4 protein-coding genes are annotated in these 3,491 nt (G+C 70.5%); 2 read left to right on the top strand and 2 right to left on the bottom strand.

Features of this window, described 5'->3' with window-relative positions:
* On the top strand, positions 1–975 hold a 975-nt coding region (locus tag FUT87_RS23505; RefSeq protein ID WP_147242573.1), incomplete at its 5' end, for a M24B family metallopeptidase.
* Positions 976–1,255: 280 nt separating this feature from the next.
* On the top strand, positions 1,256–1,537 hold the full coding sequence (locus tag FUT87_RS23510) for a hypothetical protein (RefSeq protein ID WP_141225430.1): 282 nt from the start codon (positions 1,256–1,258) through the stop codon (positions 1,535–1,537).
* 62 nt (positions 1,538–1,599) lie between these two features.
* On the opposite strand, the gene FUT87_RS23515 is transcribed toward FUT87_RS23510, so the two are convergent.
* Together FUT87_RS23515 and FUT87_RS23520 are read right to left on the bottom strand one after the other, a co-directional pair.
* A complete protein-coding gene (locus FUT87_RS23515) occupies positions 1,600–2,439 on the bottom strand; it encodes a LytTR family DNA-binding domain-containing protein (protein WP_147242574.1) in 840 nt (279 codons plus the stop codon).
* On the bottom strand, positions 2,436–3,491 hold a 1,056-nt coding region (locus FUT87_RS23520; RefSeq protein ID WP_147242575.1), incomplete at its 5' end, for a sensor histidine kinase. The genes FUT87_RS23515 and FUT87_RS23520, both read right to left, overlap by 4 nt.

Below are 3,491 nucleotides of genomic sequence, written 5' to 3' on the forward strand. Positions count from 1 at the left end.
CTGGGCCTGCGCGAGTCGCTGCCCGCGACCGCCACCATCGTCGAGGCCATCAACCCCAGCACGCTGCTCAAGAGCCGCAAGAACGCCGCGGAGGCGCAATTCGTCCGCCAAGCGATGGAGCAGGACGGCGCGGCGATGTGCGCCTTCTACGCCTGGTTCGAGGCGGCGATGGCCCGCGGCGAAGCGATCTCCGAGCTCACCATCGACGAGCGCCTGAGCGCCGAGCGCGCCAGACGACCCGGTTTCGTCGGCCTGTCCTTCCCGACCATCGCCGGCTTCAACGCCAACGGCGCGATGCCGCATTACCGCGCCACCGAGGACGCCTTCGCCCGGATCGAAGGCGACGGCCTGCTGCTGATCGACTCCGGCGCGCAGTACCTGGGCGGCACGACCGACATCACGCGGGTATGGCCGATCGGCCGCATCACCGACGACCACCGCCGCGACTACACGCTGGTGCTCAAGGGCACGATCGCGCTGTCGCGCGCCGCCTTCCCGCGCGGCACGCTCAGCCCGATGCTGGACGCCCTCGCCCGCGCTCCGCTGTGGGCCCACGGCCTGGACTACGGTCACGGCACCGGGCATGGCGTCGGTTACTTCATGAACGTGCATGAAGGCCCGCAAAGCATCTCCAAGGCCGTGCCCGACGCCAACATGGCGATGGAGCCCGGCATGATCACCTCGATCGAACCCGGCCTCTACCGCCCCGGCCAATGGGGGGTGCGGATCGAGAACCTGGTGCTGAACGTGTCCTTCGACACCCCCGAGAAGGGGCAGTTCGGCGAGATGCTGGCCTTCGAGACGCTGACGCTGTGCCCGATCGACACCCGCTGCATCGCGGTGGCGCTGCTGTCGGACGACGAACTGGCTTGGCTGAACGCCTATCACGCCGAGGTCCGCCGCCGCCTGGCGCCGCTGGTCGATGGCGAGGCGCTGGCCTGGCTGAACACCCGCACCGAGCCGCTGAACCGCTGAGCCGCAGCGTCGCTGCGCCGCTGACCGCGGCGCCGGTCGCAGGGATCCCGTCCACCTCCTGCGACCGGGTTTGCGACGGAGGGGGCAAAAGCGTGGCTGAGCCGCGCTTTTTTACCTGCGGCCTCGCTGGAAGCCCTTGGGGCCGCCACCTAGACTTGTTGCAGGCTGTCGGCTCGCGTGCCGCTCGATGTCTTCATCGCCGGGGCATGTCCGGTGAACCGGGCGGGCGATCCGACGGCCCTCGCAGAGACCAGGACCAGAGGACTTCGAGGAGCAGGCCATGGATACCAGACTCTCCCAGGCGTGGCACGGTTGGCGCCTCCACGCGCGCGCCGGTTCGCCGACCAACGACGAGCGGTCGATGCATCGCTTTTCCGACGGCGCGATGCACACCGCGCTGATGGCGGCAGTCATCGCGGTGGCCGTGATGGCGGTGGTGCAGATGATCAACGTCGGCGTCCAGATGTGGCAGCTGGAGCCGGTTGTCGTGCAGGGCAAGGCGCAGAACCTGCCGCTGCCGGCGGCGCCCCAGCCGCTTGAACCGGCGCAGCCCTCGCGCTGAACATCGATCCGGCGCCGTGCAGGCGCCGGCCTCGCGTCGACCTCGCGCCGGACCCCGGCGCGCTACATCTGTCGGAACAGGTGCAGGTAACTGCGGCTGACCGGCAGCACTTCGGGGCGGGCCTTCAGGTGGAGGTCCGCGGTTTCGTTGGGGCCGCGGGTGACGTGGCTGATCGCATGCAGGTTCACGACCACCGACCGGTGGACCTGCACGAAGCGCTGCGGATCCAGCCGCTCGATCAGTTCGCGGATCGGCGTGCGGATCAGCGCCTCGCCTTCGGCGGTGACCACCAGCGTGTACTTCTCGTCCGAGCGCAGGAACAGGATGTCGTCGACCGGAATCAGCTTCAGCGTCGAGCCGACCGAGGCGCGTATCCACTGCAGCGGGCCGGTGTCGGCCGCCAGCGCGCCGCCGGCGGGCACGGAGAGCGCCGGCGCACGCGCCATCCGGCGCGAGAGCTCATCGATCACCGCCTCGAGCGCCCGCGGGTGCGCGGCCCCCAGCCCCGGACGACCGCCGAGCCGCTCCTTCAAGCGCCCGATCGTGTCGGCCAGCCGCGCCTCGTCGACCGGCTTGACCAGGTAGTCGATCGCGCCGCGTTCGAAGGCCTGCAGCGCGTATTCCTCGAAGGCGGTGACGAACACCACCTGCGCCTGACGCGCGATCTGCCGCGCCGCCTCCATGCCGTTGACGCCGGGCATGTGGACATCGAGGAAGGCGATGTCGGGCCGGTGAAGCTCGAACATCTCCACCGCCTCGCGGCCGTTGCGCGCCTGCGCGACGACGCGCAGTTCCGGCCACAGCAGCGCGAGGCTGCGCTGCAGGCTGTCGCGCAGCAGCGGTTCGTCGTCGGCGATCAGGGCGGTCGGCGCGGTCGACACGGGGGAGGCTGCGGCACTCATCTCGTTGCAGGGGTGAAAGTCAGTTCGGCGCGCAGGCCGTGCGGGCGATTCTCGGTGAGCGCCAAGGCTGCGCCCAGGCCGTAGAACAGCGTCAGGCGCTCGCGAAGGTTGCGCAGCCCGGTGCCGCTGCCCATCGCCTGCGTCATGCCGACGCCGGTGTCGCTGACCCACAGCCGCACCTGGTCGTTGACGCGCTCGCCGCCGACCTCGATGCGACCGCCCTCCTCGCTCGGGTCGATGCCGTGGCGCACCGCGTTCTCGACCAGCGTCAGCAGCGCCATCGGCGGGAAGCGCAGACTGCCGAGCTCGGGCGGCAGGTCCACGAAGAAGTCCAGTCGGTCCGGCATGCGCAGGTGCATCAACTCGAGGTAGGCGCGCACCAGGGACAGTTCGTCCGACAGCGTGGTGGCGTCGCCCTGCAAGCGCGGCATCGCGGCGCGCAGGTAGGCGATCAGGCTGCGCAGCACCGGCGCCGCCTGCGGCGAGCCGGTTTCCACCAGCGCCCGGACATTGGCCAGGGTGTTGAACAGGAAATGCGGCTCGACCTGGGCCTGCAGCAGCCGCAGCCGGGCGTCCAGCGCCTGGCGTTCCAGCTCGCTGCGCTCCAGCTCGAAGCTGAGCGCCTGGCTGCGGGCTTCGGCATCGCGCTGGCGGTACAGCGCGCCCATGGCCAGCAGCGGGCCGACAACCAGGCCGGAGCCGGCGATCCAGAGGAAGCCGAGCATCCGGGATTCGGACTCGACGAAGCTGGAGAAGTCGCCACCGACGGCGACCATGTAGACCGCCAGGGTGGCCAGCGGCACGGCCGCCGCGACCACGACCACCTGGAACAGCCAGCGCGCCCACCAGCGCGGCAGCCGGCGCGGCCACTGGCCGGCCGCCGAAAAGGCCAGCAGCGCCAGCATGCCGACGAACATCGTCCGTCCCAGCAGCACCGGGAAGGGCGTGATGAAGATCGGTTGCAGCGCCAGCGCGAAGACGGTGGCCAGCGCGAGCGCCAGCAGGACCCGCTGCGGCGTCAGGTAGGAGACGAAGCCGTGCCAGGCCGGATG

The sequence above is a fragment of the Mitsuaria sp. TWR114 genome, assembly GCF_007997345.1.